The organism is Polaribacter aquimarinus (genome assembly GCF_003129485.1).
GTDB classification, from domain to species: domain Bacteria; phylum Bacteroidota; class Bacteroidia; order Flavobacteriales; family Flavobacteriaceae; genus Polaribacter; species Polaribacter aquimarinus.
In genome coordinates this window covers 447610-465561 of record NZ_QFFG01000003.1, presented here as the reverse complement: position 1 = coordinate 465561, position 17952 = coordinate 447610, and the positions used below count along the sequence as shown (strand labels likewise).

General features: G+C 30.0%; 17 protein-coding genes and 1 other RNA gene. 16 read left to right on the top strand and 2 right to left on the bottom strand.

Annotated features, from left to right (window positions below):
• Positions 1 to 10 precede the first annotated feature (10 nt).
• From ffs to DIS07_RS09325, 5 genes are all read left to right on the top strand, one after another.
• An RNA gene (ffs, locus tag DIS07_RS09345) (signal recognition particle sRNA small type) lies at positions 11 to 109 on the top strand.
• Positions 110 to 200: 91 nt separating this feature from the next.
• A complete protein-coding gene (locus tag DIS07_RS09340; RefSeq protein ID WP_109404965.1) occupies positions 201 to 1004 on the top strand; it encodes an SDR family oxidoreductase in 804 nt (267 codons plus the stop codon).
• Between the two features lie 117 nt (positions 1005 to 1121).
• Entirely contained in the window at positions 1122 to 1775 is a 654-nt protein-coding gene (gene fsa / locus DIS07_RS09335) for a fructose-6-phosphate aldolase (protein ID WP_109404964.1), read from the top strand.
• A gap of 117 nt (positions 1776 to 1892) precedes the next feature.
• Positions 1893 to 3551 (top strand): 2-succinyl-5-enolpyruvyl-6-hydroxy-3-cyclohexene-1-carboxylic-acid synthase, encoded by a 1659-nt coding sequence (gene menD / locus DIS07_RS09330; RefSeq protein ID WP_109404963.1) that lies wholly within the window; start codon positions 1893 to 1895, stop codon positions 3549 to 3551.
• Entirely contained in the window at positions 3551 to 3970 is a 420-nt protein-coding gene (locus tag DIS07_RS09325) for a S1 RNA-binding domain-containing protein (RefSeq protein ID WP_109404962.1), read from the top strand. The genes menD and DIS07_RS09325 overlap by 1 nt, the downstream gene beginning before the upstream one ends.
• A gap of 62 nt (positions 3971 to 4032) precedes the next feature.
• Here the strand turns inward: DIS07_RS09325 and DIS07_RS09320 are convergent, their stop codons facing one another.
• Entirely contained in the window at positions 4033 to 5190 is a 1158-nt protein-coding gene (locus DIS07_RS09320) for an alpha/beta hydrolase-fold protein (protein ID WP_109404961.1), read from the bottom strand.
• Between the two features lie 68 nt (positions 5191 to 5258).
• Between DIS07_RS09320 and DIS07_RS09315 the strand changes: the two genes are divergently transcribed.
• From DIS07_RS09315 to DIS07_RS09265, 11 genes are all read left to right on the top strand, one after another.
• Positions 5259 to 6098 (top strand): 1,4-dihydroxy-2-naphthoyl-CoA synthase, encoded by an 840-nt coding sequence (locus DIS07_RS09315; RefSeq protein ID WP_109404960.1) that lies wholly within the window; start codon positions 5259 to 5261, stop codon positions 6096 to 6098.
• Positions 6099 to 6210: 112 nt separating this feature from the next.
• Complete coding sequence (purU, locus tag DIS07_RS09310; protein ID WP_109404959.1) at positions 6211 to 7080, top strand: formyltetrahydrofolate deformylase; 870 nt, start codon at positions 6211 to 6213, stop codon at positions 7078 to 7080.
• Positions 7081 to 7174: 94 nt separating this feature from the next.
• Complete coding sequence (locus DIS07_RS09305) at positions 7175 to 7783, top strand: fumarylacetoacetate hydrolase family protein (protein ID WP_109404958.1); 609 nt, start codon at positions 7175 to 7177, stop codon at positions 7781 to 7783.
• Between the two features lie 80 nt (positions 7784 to 7863).
• Positions 7864 to 9105: a competence/damage-inducible protein A gene (locus tag DIS07_RS09300; protein ID WP_109404957.1), complete on the top strand. Its 1242-nt coding sequence runs from the start codon at positions 7864 to 7866 to the stop codon at positions 9103 to 9105.
• A gap of 88 nt (positions 9106 to 9193) precedes the next feature.
• Positions 9194 to 9433, top strand: a complete 240-nt coding sequence (rpmB, locus tag DIS07_RS09295) for a 50S ribosomal protein L28 (protein ID WP_077809621.1) — start codon at positions 9194 to 9196, stop codon at positions 9431 to 9433.
• 28 nt (positions 9434 to 9461) lie between these two features.
• Positions 9462 to 9644: a 50S ribosomal protein L33 gene (gene rpmG / locus DIS07_RS09290; protein WP_015480565.1), complete on the top strand. Its 183-nt coding sequence runs from the start codon at positions 9462 to 9464 to the stop codon at positions 9642 to 9644.
• 51 nt (positions 9645 to 9695) lie between these two features.
• Positions 9696 to 9848 carry a DUF4295 domain-containing protein gene (locus tag DIS07_RS09285; protein ID WP_109404956.1) on the top strand — a complete coding sequence of 51 codons (153 nt, stop codon included), beginning with the start codon at positions 9696 to 9698 and terminating at the stop codon, positions 9846 to 9848.
• Between the two features lie 240 nt (positions 9849 to 10088).
• Complete coding sequence (ftsY, locus tag DIS07_RS09280) at positions 10089 to 11063, top strand: signal recognition particle-docking protein FtsY (RefSeq protein ID WP_109404955.1); 975 nt, start codon at positions 10089 to 10091, stop codon at positions 11061 to 11063.
• Positions 11064 to 11307: 244 nt separating this feature from the next.
• The gene (locus tag DIS07_RS09275; RefSeq protein WP_109404954.1) at positions 11308 to 13173 is read left to right on the top strand and encodes a potassium channel family protein; all 1866 of its coding nucleotides are present in this window, start codon (positions 11308 to 11310) and stop codon (positions 13171 to 13173) included.
• Positions 13174 to 13348: 175 nt separating this feature from the next.
• On the top strand, positions 13349 to 14659 hold the full coding sequence (gene rimO / locus DIS07_RS09270; protein WP_109404953.1) for a 30S ribosomal protein S12 methylthiotransferase RimO: 1311 nt from the start codon (positions 13349 to 13351) through the stop codon (positions 14657 to 14659).
• Between the two features lie 102 nt (positions 14660 to 14761).
• The gene (locus DIS07_RS09265) at positions 14762 to 15223 is read left to right on the top strand and encodes an outer membrane beta-barrel protein (protein WP_109404952.1); all 462 of its coding nucleotides are present in this window, start codon (positions 14762 to 14764) and stop codon (positions 15221 to 15223) included.
• Positions 15224 to 15298: 75 nt separating this feature from the next.
• Here the strand turns inward: DIS07_RS09265 and DIS07_RS09260 are convergent, their stop codons facing one another.
• Positions 15299 to 17782, bottom strand: a complete 2484-nt coding sequence (locus DIS07_RS09260) for a M14 family metallopeptidase (protein ID WP_109404951.1) — start codon at positions 17780 to 17782, stop codon at positions 15299 to 15301.
• Positions 17783 to 17952: the final 170 nt, after the last annotated feature.

Below are 17952 nucleotides of genomic sequence, written 5' to 3'. Positions count from 1 at the left end.
AAATTTGCAGCGGCAAGTCCTACACAACTAGCTCCCTTTGAATCCTCCAGGGCGGGAACGCAGCAAAGGTATTAGGTTGTAGCAGTGTGATGTAGGTAGCTTGCCATTTTTTGTGCCTTCAATTTAAATTTTTAATCCTATCAAAAATTTCTACTCTTTTTCTTTTTTATTTTGTTTCTTCGTAATTCATAATTAATAATATGTCTAAAGTTGTTTTAATTACAGGAGCTTCATCTGGAATAGGAAAATCAATCGCTACGGTTTTGTCAGATAAAGGGTATAAAGTTTATGGAACTAGTAGAAACCCTAAGAATTTAGAAAAAATATCTTTTAAATTGATTGCTTTAGATGTTTTAAAAGTGGATACTATTCAGAGAGCAGTTGATTTGGTTATTCAAAAAGAAGGAAGGTTAGATGTCTTAGTAAACAATGCAGGAATGGGAATTACTGGCCCCTTAGAAGATACACCCACTGATGAAATGCGTGCAGTTTTTAATACCAATCTTTTTGGCGCTATTGATGTGATGAAAGCTGTTTTACCACAAATGCGAAGCCAACAATCAGGGTTAATTATTAACGTAACTTCTATTGCGGGTTATATGGGATTACCTTTTAGAGGATTATATTCTGCAACAAAAGGTGCTTTAGAAATTGTTTCTGAAGCTACAAGTATGGAAGTAAAGCAATTTGGTATTAACGTGGTTAACATTGCACCAGGCGATTTTGCTACCAATATTGCTGAAGGAAGGTATCATACACCTGTTTTTGAAAATTCAGCTTATAAAAAAACCTACCAATCCAATTTAGACTTGATGGATGCTCATGTAGATGAAGGGATGCATCCTAAAGAAATGGCAAAAGCAGTATTCAATATCATAAATACAAAAAAACCAAAAATTCATTATAAAGTTGGTAAATTTATGGAGAAGTTCTCTATTATTTTAAAACGAATCTTACCTGATAGAGTTTATGAAAAATTATTGATGAATCATTATAAACTGTAACTTTTATTTTTTGAATAAAACATCTAAAAAATGTGTTGTTTTATTCTTCTTATAATCAACTCTATAAAGTATATTTGCAAGATATTAATTACAACAAACAACTAAAACTAAAACTAAATGAAATTTTTTATAGACACAGCTAATTTAGAGCAAATTAAAGAAGCACAAGCCCTTGGGGTTTTAGATGGTGTAACTACAAATCCCTCTTTAATGGCTAAAGAAGGTATTACAGGGCAAGATAATATTATTAACCATTACAAAGCAATTTGCGAATTGGTAGATGGTGATGTTTCTGCAGAGGTAATCTCAACTGATTTTGATGGAATGGTAAAAGAAGGTGAGGCTTTGGCAGCATTAAACCCTCAGATTGTGGTAAAATTACCAATGATTAAAGATGGTGTAAAAGCTTGTAAATATTTTTCTTCAAAAGGAATTAAAACAAATGTTACATTAGTGTTTTCTGTTGGACAAGCATTGTTAGCAGCCAAAGCAGGAGCAACATATGTATCTCCATTTTTAGGGCGTTTAGATGATATTTCTACAGACGGATTAAACTTAATAGATGAGATTAGAACAGTGTATGATAACTTTAATTTTGAGACTCAAATTTTAGCAGCATCAGTGCGTAATACAATGCATGTTGTTAATTGTGCAAAATTAGGTTCAGATGTTATGACTGGGCCCTTAAGTGCTATTGAAGGTTTGTTAAAACACCCTTTAACAGATAGTGGTTTGGCAAAGTTTTTAGCAGATTACCAAAAAGGAAACTAATCAACTTAGTTGGTTTGAAAAAATAAAATCAGAAAGTAGAAAATAGTTTACTTTCTGATTTTTTTATGCTTTATAACTTTTTGACTTTGTAACTTTGCAACTTAGTAATACTAACAAATGTTTCCTAAAAAAGAACTTGCACAATTAGTTATTTCAGCTTGTCATCAATTTGATGTTGGTATCGTCGTGATTTCTCCGGGTTCAAGAAATGCACCTTTAACTATTGGCTTTTCTAATCATACAGAAATAGAAACATTGAGCGTGGTTGATGAGAGGTGTGCTGCTTTTTTTGCATTAGGGATAGCCCAACAAAAACAAAAGCCTGTAGCAGTTTTGTGTACATCAGGTTCTGCTTTGCTGAATTATTATCCTGCAATTGCAGAGGCTTATTATAGTAACATTCCTTTAGTGGTTATTTCTGCTGATAGACCCAAACATTTAATAGATATTGGTGATGGACAAACCATAAGACAAGAAAATGTATTCGAAAACCATATTTTATTTTCTGCAAATTTAATAGAGAATCCTAAGTTTATCTCTAGAAATTCTCAGCTTATTGGAGAGGCTTTACAAATAGCAACTTCACAAAAAGGTCCTGTTCATATTAATGTCCCTTTTGATGAACCTTTGTATGAGACTGTAGCGAGTTTAAAAGACTTCCATTTTCCAAAAATTTCTTCGAGCTTTTTAGATAACTCTAATATTGACTACGAAAATTTAGCTAAAATTTGGAACGCTTCACAAAAGAAGATGATTTTAGTAGGTGTAAATTATCCTGATGCTGAATTACATAGTTTAATAGATTTGTATGCAGATGATGATGATGTACTTATTTTTACAGAAACCACTTCTAATCTACATCATAATAAAGCAATCAATTCTATAGATCAGTTGATTTTTTCGTTAAATGATAGTGATTTTATTAGCTTGCAACCAGATGTTCTCATCACTTTTGGAGGAATGATTGTATCCAAACGAATTAAAAAGTTCTTAAGAGAGTATGCTCCAAAGCATCATTGGGATATAGATGAGCGAACAGCAACCAATACTTATTTCTGTTTGTCAGAGTTTATTCAAACAAATCCGATTGATTTTTTTAGAAATTTTAATACAAAAATTATAAAAATTAAAAGTAATTATCAATCAAAATGGTTGTCTGTTAGAGATGAAAGAAGACAAAAACATACTGAATATTTATCAAAAATACCGCATTCAGATTTTAAAGTTTTTGAACAGATTTTAGAATCAGTGCCCAACAATTCTCTATTACAAATTAGTAATAGTGCAATAATTAGATATGCACAATTATTTACAATTAATAAAACCTTAGATGTGTTTTGTAATAGAGGTACAAGCGGAATTGATGGTAGTACTTCAACTGCAATTGGAGCAGCTTTTGCAAATAAAAAACAAACTGTTTTAATTACTGGTGACCTTAGTTTTTTCTATGATTCTAACGCGTTATGGAACAAAAGTATTCCTACTAATTTTAGAATAATATTAATAAACAATTCAGGAGGTGGGATATTTAAAATTATTCCAGGACCATCAACTACAAGTGCAGCAAAATATTTTGAAACCCCACATTGCTTAACTGCAAAACATTTATGCTTAATGTTTGGTTTCAATTATCAAAAAGCTTTTTCTAGTGAAATGGTACAAAAAGAGTTAAAAGAATTTTTTAAAGAATCTGACAAACCAAAAATTTTAGAAATCTTTACACCAAGTGAAGATAATGACCAAATTTTAAAAGAATATTTTAAATATATACAATAATGAATTTACAAATAGGAGATAAAGTTGAATTGATAATAGAAACAGAAACAGCTTTAGGGTATGTAGTTTTAATTAATGAAGAATTTGAAGGTTTATTGTATAGAAATGAGGTTTTCGAAGATTTAGAAATTGATATGGAAGTAGATGGCTATATCAAAAATATCAGAGAAGATGGAAAGATTGATGTTTCTTTAAGACCACAAGGTTTTAAAAACGTTATTGATAAAGATGTTGAAAAAATATTAGATAAACTTAATAAGAGTAGAGAAGGATTTTTGTTATTGACTGATAAAAGTTCTCCAGAGTCTATTAAGTTTCATCTAAAGATGAGTAAAAAATCTTTTAAAAAAGCTGTTGGAAATCTTTACAAACAAAAACTGATTGTTATTAAAGAAGATAGAATTGAGTTGGTGAAATAGTTAGAAGTTTGAAGTAGGAAAGCTTTATACGGCTACTGAAAACTGAATAGGGTTAACTTTTTTTACATTCCACCTAATCGTAAAATATTTTCATAAAATTTATCAGAGTTTTGATCTGAAGGGTCCATCTTTCCATAGCCAATCTTGTAATGTTTAAGAGCTTTTTTATACATTTTTCCAGTTTCATAATAACGCCCAATATAATAATCACCTAATGGAGATGTTGGAAAAATTTTTAAAATCATTTTACCAAATTCTCTAAGATGATCTCCATTTTCTTTTTCAATTACTATTTTTTCAATTGCGTAAATATCACGTTCTCTAATCCCTAAATTACCACCAAAAAGAAATTCTATTTCAACATATTTGTTTTCTAGGTAAGCAATAGCATCTACAGGAGATAAATCTTTTACATTTTTTTCAAATTCTTCTTTAGATATAGCAGAATAGATTTGAAAAACTTTAGTTAATGCTCTTGGTATTGCTTCACTTATGGCAGAAATACTACTAGATGTAACAATCGTATCATTTACTACATTAAAATTTTTAATTTGTAGAGATCTTAAACCTTTTTGCAACTCTCCAATCTTGGTTTGTTTTTTTGCAGAAAATGATGTTGAATTATTAGTGTATAAATAGAATGTATTATCTTCTTTAGAAAATTTTTCTAAATTAAAAGATTGAAATTGTTGCCCTATAAAATCTGAAAAAGTAGGATTGATACAAATGTAGGAATTGATAAATGGTTGTGGTTCTTTAAGGTAATGAGTGATTAAATTTGCAGAAGTACCAGACCCAATTAGAGAAATAAAAGGTGATGTTCTGTAAGTACTTTCCATGTAAAAAATAACTTCATCCCTTACAAACTGATAAAAAGCGATGTTATCAGCAGTTAAACTTCCATTATTAATATTAAAGTAAGTATCTTTTTTTCTACTTTCTTTCATTGAAATCCCTACTACGATTTGTTTAGGTGCTTTGTCTTTTGCGGCAAACAAAACGGAATTACCTACGTAAGCATCAAATAAATATTCTGCATCAAAAACTATAGCTAATGGATAGTTTTCAGCGTCGTTTTTCTCATAGCCTTCAGGAATATAAATCTTTAAATTTCTAGTAGTTTCTAAAATATCTGATTCTAAATTTTTATTAATAATTTTTTGTGAAAATCCAGAAATGTAAAAAAGTAGAAATATTAGTACGAACGATTTCTTTATCATAAATTTGAATCTTTATTTTTGTCAACAATTATTTTGTTCTTCTAAAAGAACGTCCAAAATACAAAATTATGATACAACCTGAGTGGAAAACTGCCAAAGAATACGAAGATATTACCTATAAAAAATGCAATGGTGTGGCTAGAATTGCCTTTAATAGACCTAATGTAAGAAACGCTTTTAGACCTAAAACAACATCAGAATTGTATGATGCTTTTTATGATGCAGGTGAAGATGTAAACATTGGAGTTGTATTGCTTTCTGCAGAAGGACCAAGTACAAAAGACGGTGTATATTCTTTCTGTTCTGGAGGTGACCAAAAAGCGCGTGGTCATCAAGGTTATGTGGGAGATGATGGCTATCACAGGTTAAATATCTTAGAAGTGCAACGTTTAATTCGCTTTATGCCTAAAGCAGTTATTTGTGTAGTTCCTGGTTGGGCAGTAGGAGGTGGACATAGTTTGCACGTTGTTTGCGATTTAACTTTAGCTTCTAAAGAGCATGCTATTTTTAAACAAACAGATGCAGATGTTACTTCTTTTGATGGTGGTTATGGTTCTGCTTATTTGGCAAAAATGGTAGGGCAAAAAAAAGCACGTGAAATTTTCTTTTTAGGAAGAAATTATTCTGCACAAGAAGCTTATGAAATGGGAATGGTAAATGCTGTTATTCCTCACGATGAATTAGAAAGTACTGCTTATGAATGGGCGCAAGAAATATTAGCTAAATCTCCAACTTCGATTAAAATGCTAAAATTTGCAATGAATTTAACTGATGACGGAATGGTTGGTCAACAAGTATTTGCTGGAGAAGCAACACGTTTAGCTTACATGACAGATGAAGCCAAAGAAGGTAGAGATGCGTTTTTAGAAAAACGCAAACCGAATTTTCCTAAAAAATGGATACCATAGGTTTTAGTATGCAGTTGGCAGTCACAGTTTTCAGTAAGTAATATCAGTAGTCTGGTTGAGCGCAGTCGAAACGTACTTATAATTTTTAAATCATTCAATTTTTGAGTAAAAAATGAAATCACAAGTAGTCACTTTTTTAATAAAATGTCCAGATCAAAAAGGATTGGTGGCAAAAATCACCAGTTTTTTCTATGATAAAGGATTCAATATTTTAAGTTGTCAACAGTATGTAAATTCTATAGAAGACACCTATTTTATGCGTATACGTTTGAATGCAGATGGAACTGAAATTTCTAAAAAAGAATTAGAAAAATCTTTTTTAGAATTGGCAACGCCTTTAGAGTTTGATTGGTCTGTAAATTATGGTGATAAAAAGCAAAATGTAGCAATTATGGTCTCGCATACAAGTCATAATTTATATGATTTGTTAGAACGTTACAAAGAAGGGCGTTTAGATTGTAATGTGAAAATGATAATTAGCAATCACGATAAATTAAGACATATTGCAGATATGTTTGATGTTCCTTATCATTATTTACCAGTTAAAAAGGAAACCAAATTACAACAAGAAACTCAAGTTAGAAATTTATTAGATGCTAATGCTATAGATTTAGTTGTGATGGCAAGATATATGCAGATTTTATCATCTGATTTTATCAATTATTTTAAAGACAAAATCATTAATATACATCATTCATTTTTACCTGCTTTTCAAGGTGCAAATCCCTATAAAAGAGCATATGAAAGGGGGGTAAAGTTAATTGGAGCAACAGCACATTATGCAACGGAAGATTTAGATGAAGGTCCAATTATAGAGCAAGATGTAAAGCCAGTTACTCACGAAAGTACCCCAACAACCTTAAAAAGAATTGGAGCAGATATAGAAAAATTGGTTTTAGCACGAGCTGTAAAAAATCATTTGAATAACCAAATTATAGTTTCAGGAAATAGGGCAATAGTTTTTCCGGAAGCAGGAGAATAAACTAGTAAGCAATTTTTAGTAGGCAGTTTATAGTCGAGAATACATAAGAATATCAATTTTAATTTTTGAATCTTTTAATTTTCAATAAATAAAGATGAAAATAATCTGTATTGGGCGCAATTACGCAAAACACATCGAAGAATTAGCGAATGAAAGACCAGAACATCCTGTGGTTTTCCTAAAACCAGATTCAGCTATTTTACCAAGAAAGAACCCTTTTTTTATACCACCTTTTTCAGATGATGTGCATTATGAGGTTGAGGTTTTGGTAAAAATTAATAAAGTAGGAAAACATATTGATGCAAAATTTGCTCATAAATATTATGATGAGGTTGGTTTAGGAATCGATTTTACGGCAAGAGATGTTCAGGCAAACTGTAAAGAAAAAGGATTGCCCTGGGAAAAAGCCAAAGCATTTGATGGAAGTGCAATAGTGGGTGAGTTTTATCCAAAGGAACAATTCGATTTAGAGAATGTAAAATTCCAATTGTACAAAAATGACGAATTAGTACAAGATGGAAATACTAATGCAATGCTATGGAAAACAGATGAATTAATAGCTTATGTTTCTCAATATTTCACACTTAAAAAAGGCGATATCATTTTTACAGGAACTCCAGCAGGAGTAGGAAAAGTTGTTGAGAATGATGTTTTAAAAGGAGTGATTGAAGGAAAAGAAGCGTTTAGTATTCGTGTAAAATAAAAAAAGATACAAAGTTGCAAAGTAGCAAAGTCAAACTTTGTAATTTTTTAACTCTGTAACTTTGCAACTTTGTAAAAAATATGAAAGCAGAAATTATAACCATAGGAGATGAGATTTTAATCGGTCAAATTGTAGATACCAATTCTCAATTTATTGGTCAACAATTAAATAAAATCGGAGTTTCTGTTTATCAAATTACATCAATTCAAGATGATCAAAAGCATATTTTAAACGCGCTTAAAGAAGCACAAGAAAGAGTTGATATTGTAATTATTACTGGAGGTTTAGGGCCAACAAAAGATGACATCACTAAAAAAACAATAGCCCAATTTTTTAATGACGATAAATTAGTTGAATATCCTGAAGTGATAGCACACATCAAAGGATTGTTCAAAAAAATCAATCATCCTTTTAGAGAAATTCAACGTTATCAAGCACAATTACCATCCAAAGCAACCCTTTTAATGAATCATTTTGGTACAGCACCTGGAATGTGGTTTTACGAAAACGAAACTGTCTTTGTGTCACTTCCAGGAGTTCCTTATGAAATGAAAGGGTTAATTACGAATCAAGTTTTACCAAGAATTCAAAAACAATTCAAATTGCCATTCATCATTCATAAAACAATTATGACTTATGGACAAGGAGAAAGTACCATTGCAGAAAGAATTGAAGCATTTGAAGACAATTTACCATCATATATTAAATTAGCATATTTACCATCATTTGGTAAAGTACGTTTGCGCTTATCTGCCAGAGGCAACAACAAAGAAGTTCTTGAAAAAGAATTGAATGAAAAAGTAAAAGAGGTTTATCGATTAATTCCAGAAATCATTACAGGTTTAGATGATGATGCCTCATTAGAAAAAAGAGTAGGGGAATTGCTAAAGAAAAGCAATAAAACTATTTGTACTGCAGAAAGTTTAACAGGAGGTAAAATAGCAGCTACTTTAGTTTCTGTAGCAGGTTCATCTGCTTATTATAAAGGTAGTTTTGTAACCTATTCAGCAGAAACTAAAGTTAACTTATTAGGAGTTTCTCCAGAAATTATTGAAAAACATACCGTAGTTAGCAAACAAGTAGCCTTGGCAATGGCAAAGGGTGCTAAAGAAAAGCTAAATACTAATTATGCAATTGCGGTTACTGGAAATGCAGGCCCAACAACAGACCATAATGATAAAAGTGTAGGTCTAGTTTATATAGCTTTAGTTGCCGATGATAAAGAGTTTGTAGAAGAGTTTAATTTTGGGCAACCTAGAGAGAAAGTTATTAATAGAACCGTAAGCAAATCACTAGAAATTTTACAGAAAGAAATTCTTTAAAAATTTGTAAAATAGTTTTGTTCACAATTAGAATTATTTGTAGATTTGCACCTCGTTTAGAGATAACACTATAAATACTGTCAAGAAGATGTCTAGAGTTTGTGAATTAACAGGTAAAAAAGCAATGGTTGGGAACAACGTTTCTCACGCTTTAAATAGAACAAAGAGAAAGTTTGACGCTAATTTAATGACAAAGCGTTTTTACATTCCAGAAGAAGATAAATGGATTACTTTAAAAGTATCTGCATCTGCTTTAAAAAATATTAACAAGAAAGGAATTTCTGCAGTTATAAAAGAAGCAAGAGCTAACGGATTTTTAACTAAATAATAGCTTAAGCTTATAAAATTATACAGAGATGGCAAAAAAAGGAAATAGAGTTCAAGTAATTTTAGAGTGTACAGAGCACAAAGCTTCTGGTCAAGCAGGAACTTCTAGATATATTACTACTAAGAACAAGAAGAACACTCCAGATAGATTAGAGATTAAGAAATTTAATCCTATCTTAAAGAAAATGACTGTTCACAAAGAAATTAAATAATTAAACTATCTAGAACTCAGAACAGAGCACATAGATTAAAACATTTAGACAATGGCAAAGAAATCAGTAGCATCATTACAAACAGGATCAAAAAGATTAAGTAAAGCTATCAAAATGGTAAAATCACCAAAAACAGGAGCTTACATGTTTGTAGAATCAATTATGGATCCATCTAAAGTAAATGAATTTTTAGCAAAAAAATAATTACTTTATTTTACAATATATCAAAGCTACTTCCTTTTTAGAAAGTAGCTTTTTTTATGCCTTTTAATTCCGTATTTTTGGGCGTTCCCTTAAGGTCGCGCTTTACACTATATCTTTTTTTTTATTCTTCAAAAAAGGATGTCGTTTCAATCGCTAACGCAGGTAACTTTAATGACAATTTGACCAAACCTAACAATTGGCACGTTTTTTAACGTATTGATTATAGTATAAAAGATAAATATGAGTTTTTTTAAAAAAATATTTTCAAAAGAAAAAAAGGAAACTTTAGATAAAGGTTTAGAAAAAACAAAAGAAAGTTTTTTTGGTAAGCTAACCAAAGCAGTAGCAGGTAAATCTAAAGTAGATGATGATGTTTTAGATAATTTAGAAGAAGTTTTAGTAGCTTCTGATGTTGGTGTAGATACAACCTTAAAAGTTATAGATAGAATTGAAGCAAGAGTTGCTAAAGACAAATATGTAGGCACAGATGAATTAAACAGGATTCTTCGCGAAGAAATTGCAGGATTGTTATCAGAAACCAATCTTGGTAACGAAACTGAATTTACAATTCCTGAAATTCCAGAAGACAAAGATGGTAATAAAATGCCTTATGTTTTAATGGTTGTTGGTGTAAACGGAGTTGGTAAAACAACTACAATAGGTAAGTTAGCATCACAATTTAAAAAACAAGGCTTAAAAGTAGTTTTAGGAGCTGCCGATACCTTTAGAGCTGCTGCAATAGATCAATTACAAGTTTGGGCAGACAGAACAGATGTGCCAATTATACGTCAAGAAATGGGTTCAGATCCAGCTTCTGTAGCTTTTGATACCTTAAAATCTGCAGTAAATCAAGATGCAGATGTGGTGATTATAGATACAGCTGGTCGTTTACACAATAAAGTTAATTTAATGAATGAGTTAACCAAAATCAAACGAGTGATGCAGAAAGTAGTTGATGACGCACCCCATGATGTATTGTTGGTTTTAGATGGTTCTACAGGGCAAAATGCATTTGAACAAGCCAAACAATTTACCAAAGCTACAGAAGTAACTTCGTTAGCGGTCACCAAACTAGATGGTACGGCAAAGGGTGGAGTAGTGATAGGTATTTCTGATCAATTTCAAATTCCGGTAAAATATATTGGAGTAGGAGAAGGTGTTGATGACTTACAAGTATTTAATAAAGTGGAATTCGTAGATTCTTTTTTTAAATAGTAACTCATTATTCATAATAAAAAAAACTCCTTTTTAATTTTTGAAAGGAGTTTTTTTTATCTTTTTTTAAAATAATTATGATATGATTTTAATGACTTATGTAGTTATTATCTAAATTATAATTTAGTGAGTTTATAAAGAAACTAAATAGAAACAATAGCTGTTACTATCTTTTAAAGATAGAAACTAATACTATGTTTTTTTAAAAATTTAAAGCCTTATATTTGATAACCAAACTATTATAATGCTATCTAAACAACTTATAAACGTAACATCTGTTCTGCAAAAAGGTGCTTTGTTGTATATGTTTGCATTTAGTTTTCTAAATATATTGGCGCAAGAAGAACCCAATCAACTTAAAAAATATTCACATTCGCAATTTTTTGAATTATTAACATCAACTCAAGAAGATGCTGTTTTTTCTTTAAAAAATGCTTTTATTTATATTGATGAGGATCAAGATTCAGAATTTTATTACGAATTAAAAAACGGACTATTTAGTTTTTCTAATAAAGACACCATTACTATTAAGTCAAAAATTGAATTAGAAAATGTGCATTTTGAACATATTTTTGAAGATTATGGTTTTGCACTTCATCACCTTAAATTCGAAAAACCAGTTGTAATAGAAAATACAGCATCTATTGTATTTAGCAACTGTGTTTTTAAGCAAGGTGTCTATATAGATGTCAATAAACCTTTAGATCCATACATTACGTATTTTGAAAATACTTTTGAAAACTATGGAAATGATATAGCTATTAATGAATCTATCATTAAAAAAGAATTTATAATTGATGTAGGTACTATTGAGGTTTTTTCACCAATTTTCACCACAATTTCAAACTCAATTTTACACATCAATGCTAATGCTGAAAGTAATTTTTACATTAATAATATACGTGCTTTCGATTTTTTAAATAACACATGTAAAGGTGAGAGTTTTATAAATTTTTCTGTTGATGAGTCTTGGCGTTCTCAAATATTATTTAACGATTTTGGTGAAGTAAATGTAGTACTCTATCAAGCAGGAATATCATCATCTAGCGTAAACATGATTTCTGATAATATTTTTAGAAAAACGTTGGTTTTAGAAGTTGAAAATTTTAATAAAACAGATGTTTATAATTGGAAAGACTGGGAAGGTAAAATGATTTCTTATCAAGGATATGCTTCATATGTAACTCATTTACATAGAGATAAGGAGTTTCAATCTTTTTCAACGCAAGAGTTGTTTAATAATGATTCAATTATTCAAAAATATATTCATAATGGAGGCTATGAGTTGGAAAACGCATTTAAATATGAAAAGCGATTAACAGGATCTTTTTATGATTTTTACAAGTCACAATATGATACCGATTTTGCAAACAAAACGTATGTAAGATTAAAAGATTTAGAAACCAAAAGGTATGAATATTTGCATGAGCAAAATCCATCTTTTAAAACATTTTTTACTTGGAAAATAAATAATTTTTTGAAAGTTTTTTCAGCTTATGGTACAGATCCATCTAAATCTATAATTATCTCTATTTATGTGATTTTAGTTTTTGCATTTATCTATTTGTTTTTTCCTAATTCTTGGGATACAATTAATAAAAATAGATTGATGAAACGTATTCGTTTTTATACCCGCTATTTTAGAAATAATGAGGGTATGAAAGAAATTTATTCTGAAGAAAATAAAGAAGAATTGATGTCTTTTAGTGAATTTAAAGAATATATGAATCAAAGTAAAAAAGAAACACCGAGTTATTTTTTGTGGTTAGCAAAACCAATCTATTATTTTTCTGCTACAAATTATAAAATAATAAGCAAGGTGTTTGATAAAATTGATATTCTAAAGGGCAGATGGGTAGATTTGCCCCAAAAGAGAAAAATTATAGCAAGTATTTTAATGGGCTTTTGGATGTTTTTTATATTATTTATAGATTTAGTTATAAAGTTTTTAAATGCTTTAACGTTATCTATAAATACATTTACAACATTGGGTTTTGGTGAAATACCTACAAAAGGAATTCCAAGATATTTATGTGTAATTCAGGGTTTTATAGGGTGGTTTATGCTTAGTATTTTTAGTGTAGCGCTTATTTCACAACTGTTAAATTAATTTTATGAAATATAATTAAGTAGTTTTAATGTTGTTAATATTTATTAAGTGTTATTGATGAGAATATTTACATGTAAATACAAAGTAAACCATAATATTTATCATTATAAAAGAAGTATTTTTGCAAACCTTTTAATTTCTTGAGTTTAGAGTTAAAAAGCAAAAAAGATAATTTATGCGTACAAAATCCGTCAAAAAAAATAAAATTAATGTTGTTACTTTAGGTTGTTCAAAAAATATTTATGATTCTGAGGTGTTAATGGGCCAACTTAAGGCTAACGGAAAAGAAGTGGTTCATGAAGATGAAAATGACGATGGAAATATTGTGGTTATTAACACTTGTGGATTTATAGGTAAAGCCAAAGAAGAGTCTGTAGATACTATTTTACATTATGCACAAAAGAAGGAAGCAGGAGAAATTGACAAAGTTTTTGTTTCTGGATGCTTGAGCGAACGTTATAAACCAGATTTAGAAAAAGAAATCCCGAATGTAGATCAATATTTTGGTACACACGATTTACCAAATTTGTTAAAAGTATTAGAAGCTGACTATAAACATGAGTTAATTGGGGAACGCTTAACTACAACTCCAAAGCATTATGCCTATTTAAAAATAGCAGAAGGATGTGACAGACCTTGTTCTTTTTGTGCCATTCCTCTAATGCGAGGTAAACACAAGTCTACACCTATAGAAGATATTGTTACTGAAGCTACCAAATTAGCTGAAAAAGGAATTAAAGAAATCATGCTGATTGCGCAAGATTTAACCTATTACGGCCTAGATATTTATAAAAAAAGAGCTTTAGCTCAATTGTTAGAAGCTTTGGTTAAGGTTGATGGAATTGAATGGATTAGAATGCATTATGCTTTTCCTACTGGGTTTCCAATGGATGTTTTGGAAGTAATGAAACGCGAACCAAAAGTCTGTAATTATTTAGATATTCCTTTACAACACATTAATACAGAGCTCTTAAAATCAATGAAAAGAGGAACAACTCATGAAAAAACGACTGCATTAATTCATAAATTTAGAGAAGTTGTACCAGAAATGGCAATTAGAACTACGTTGATTGTTGGTTATCCTGGAGAAACAGAAGAAATGTTTCAAGAATTAAAAGATTGGGTAGAGGAGATGCGTTTTGAAAGATTAGGAGCTTTTGAATATTCTCACGAAGAAAATACTGGGGCTTATGTTTTAGAAGACGATGTTCCGCAAGAAGTAAAGTTTAAACGTGTCAATGAAATTATGGAAATTCAATCTCAAATTTCTTGGGAATTAAATCAACAAAAAATAGGGAAAACCTTCAAATGTTTATTTGATAGAAAAGATGGAGAGTATTTTTATGGACGTACCGAATTTGACTCACCAGATGTGGATAATGATGTTTTAGTAGATGCTAAGAAGCATTATATTAAAATTGGTGAATTTATAGATATTAAAATTCATGAAGCAGGTGATTATGATTTATATGGAACTCCAGTTTAATTTTTAAAATAAGATACTTATGTTAAAATACGGCAAATGCCGTATTTTTTTATGGTTTTTTTTGTGTAATATTGAAAAATAATAACTAAAAATTATCAAATTATGAATTTTAAAAAATTAGTATTAGCTGCGGCTTTAATGTTTTCAATGACATTTGTTGCTCAAGAAAAAGGTGATTTTAATGGGTTTGCGGGTTTATCATATCCTTTAACATCAGGCTCTGATTTAGGAGTAACAGCTGGAGTAGAGTATGTGTTTGCAGAAAAATTTTCAGCAGCTCCAAGTTTTACTTACTATACAACTAGTGGAGTTACAAATACTCAAATAGATGTTGATGCTCGATATTATTTAGGAGATGAGAGTTTTAATTGGTTTTTAACTGCTGGTTTTTCTAGTAATACCATCTCAAATTCTGGAGTTTCTGTTAGTAACAGTGGATTTTCTACTGGTGCAGGAGTCTTATTTTCATTAAGTGATTCCATAGAAATACTTACGGTAGTAAAATACAATTCTGTAGGTTCTGGATCAGTAGTTCCTTTTGTAGGAGTAAATTTTGGTTTCTAAATTAAAAAGAACTTTTTAAAATATAAAAACCACTCAATTGAGTGGTTTTTATATTTTAAAAGATTTTTTTGAAAACTATTTTAGTTTATCAGAATTCAAAAAGAAAACAGCATTAGCCATAAATAACTTTCCATTTTCCCAAAAAGAGCGAAATAATGGATTTTCTGTCATATAAATAATAGACCCTCTTCCCATTCTTTCTTCTCCAAAGAGTAAAGATTCAGGAATCATTTTAACTGCTTTACTTCCAGCATAACCAGAAACATTCTTTGCAGTTTTATCAAAATAAACAACGTTGTTCCCGTTTTGTAAATACTCGTAAGCAGTAGCCCCCAATTTTAATGAATAATATTCTTTTTTATAACCAAAAGCCAATGGGTGTGTAGTATCAACTTTGCTTTTAAAAATACTTCCAGTAATAAAATTTTGAACACTTTTACGCTCTCTATCTGCATAAGGAGTTAAATTAGGTTCTTTTTTTGATTCATCAAATTTTTTCTTTTTTAAAGCATATTCTTTTTTATCAGCAAAAGAAGATAATGCATTTCCAATAGCAATCAATGTTCCTCCAGAACGTGTCCATTTTTGCAATTTTTCTAAAGTAATTTTATTTAATACTTTACTGTAATATCCGTTTGGCAAAATAATGACATCAAATTGAGAAAAATCTACGCGACCAAAATAATCTGAATTAATATTGGTAATTGGATACTGTAATTGGGTTTCAAAGAAGTGCCAAATTTCTCCAAAGCTTAAAGAAGATGTTCCATTTCCAGATAAAACTGCAATTTTCTGGTTGTTTATTGGTTTTACAGAATATGAACCAAAATCGACTCCAGATTTAGAAAACCCACTTAAAATAGGAATAATATTTCTATTGTTTTTAATAGCTAATTGAATCAGTTCTTTATCAAAATTTGGATTTGATTTGTTGTCAGACCTTAGTATAATAAGAGAACCTCTATCAAATTTTCTCTCAGGTTTTCTAGAAACGAATTCTTTTTCAGTAAAACGAACTCTAATATTATTTTTTAACAAATCGGCTAAAAAAATGGCATCATCTAAACTACTCCATTTAGAAGCATATCCTACGGCATTTTTATTTACAGAGGGTAATAATTTATCGGTTAAGGTTATTTGTGAAGGGACTTTAGATTTTGAAGCAATTGCTTTAAAACCATGTGCATATGGCAAAGACCAAGCAGTAATATCATACGTTAAAGAATCTGCTAATTTAGCTTTAGGCTCAAATAAAACTTTTACCATTTTTCCTTTAGGTTGATTGGTGTGTATTACCAAATCTGAAGAGGAAACACTCATTTTTCCTTCCTTTTGGCTTAGGTAATTATAACCTTTTACAGTTCCTCCTTTTGGGTTTTGATATTTAATTTCATGTCTGTCTAATAATCTTTTTAAACGATTTGTTTTATCTTGATTATCATTTTTTAATACATAACTTTTGTATTTTAAGTTATCATTTTTAAAGAATTTTCTGAATTCAATATTAATTTTTGAAGCATTTTTAGAAGAGATTTCAACGGTAGACAATCCTGTTGTCATATGATGAATTGCTCGGTCTTTTAATGTTAAAATTTTACCATCATCAGTTTTAATACCTAATCCAGCTCTTCCGTGGCCCGCTTGTTCATACGTCATTCCAATTGCACCCATAAATGTTGGATACGTATCTCCGTAACTTGGGTATAATAAATCAAAACTTTCTTTGGTAAAGTACAACCAACCTGCTGGGTCGAAATATTTTGCGTGATTTTTTCCTATTTGTGTTTGAAAATCACGTTGCCAATCAGAAATAATTTCGTGAAATGGCTCTGCAGCTGGGGCAAAATAATAAGGGTTGTTAATACCTTGTTCGTGAAAATCTACGTGAATGTGGGGCATCCATTTGTTGTAGATTTTTATTCTTTGTTGAGATTCTATTTGAGTAGCCCAGGCCCAATCTCTATTCAAATCAAATAAATAATGATTTGGTCTTCCCCCAGGCCAAGGTTCTGAATGCTCTTTAGCAGTTTGATTAATGTTATAAGGAGTGCTTTTTACCTGATTGTACCAATTTACATATCTGTCTCTACCATCAGGATTGATACAAGGATCTATAATTACAACCGTATTTTCTAACCAATCCTTTTTCTTGGTAGCTAACTCGTAAATGGTTAACATAGCTGCTTCAGTACTCGAGGCTTCATTTCCGTGAACATTATAGCTCAACCAAACGATGGCGATTTTATTATCAGCTTTACCATTAATAATTCCAGTTTGAGATAAGTTGTTTTTTCTGATGTTTTCTAAGTTATTAATATTTTCTTGGGATGAAATATAACTCAAGTATAAAGGTCTGTGTTCATTAGTTTCTCCATACTTTTCTAATTTTACATTAGATAAAGTAGTACTAACATAGGTAAAATAGTCTACAACTTTGTGATGTCTTGTAAAACGAGAACCAATTTCGTAACCTAAAAATTCTGAAGGGGATTGTAAAGTTTGAGAGAAAGTGCTTCCAAAAATTAAGAAAGCAACTAGAAAAAGGGATTTAATTTTCATAAAATAAGTTTGAAAACCAAATGTAATAAATATATCTTTCTGTTTTTTAGGATTATATTTTTAAACTTGTTAAAACTTTGTTAGATTGATTTTAACTTTTCGACTGAGGATGAAAATAGTTGTATTTTTATCACAAATTAATCAAACTATATGAATTCTACTTTAGAATC